The organism is Streptomyces sp. MUM 203J (genome assembly GCF_022414595.1).
Taxonomy (GTDB): domain Bacteria; phylum Actinomycetota; class Actinomycetes; order Streptomycetales; family Streptomycetaceae; genus Streptomyces.
On the sequence record NZ_JADWYO010000144.1, the window covers coordinates 1 to 445 of the forward strand.

Below are 445 nucleotides of genomic sequence, written 5' to 3' on the forward strand. Positions count from 1 at the left end.
GGTGGCCAGGGTGCGGCCGTCGGGGCTGAACACCACCGAGGCCACGTCGTCGGTGTGGCCGGTGAGAGTGCGCAGTGAGTCACCGGAAGGTGCGTCCCACAGCCGGGCCGTTCCGTCTTCGCTGGTGGTGGCCAGGGTGCGGCCGTCCGGACTGAACACCACCGAGTACACGGGGCCGGTGTGGTGGAGGGTGTGCAGTGAGTGGCCGGTGGAGGTGTCCCAGAGCCGGGCCGTGTGGTCGTCGCTGGTGGTGGCCAGGGTGCGGCCGTCCGGACTGAACACCACCGAGTTCAGGGGGCCGGTGTGGCCGGTGAGGGTGTGCAGCAGGCGGCCGGTGGAGGTGTCCCAGAGCCGGGCCGTACCGCTGAAGAGAGTGCTGGTGGCCAGGGTGCGGCCGTCGGGGCTGAACACCACCGAGGCCACGTCGTCGGTGTGGCCGGTGAGA

At 71.2% G+C, this 445-nt stretch carries 1 protein-coding gene; it reads right to left on the reverse strand.

Annotated features, from left to right (window positions below; all coding sequences use genetic code 11):
- Positions 1-445 (reverse strand): WD40 repeat domain-containing protein (locus I3F58_RS29225; RefSeq protein ID WP_240111730.1); only part of this gene is annotated, 445 nt, incomplete at both ends.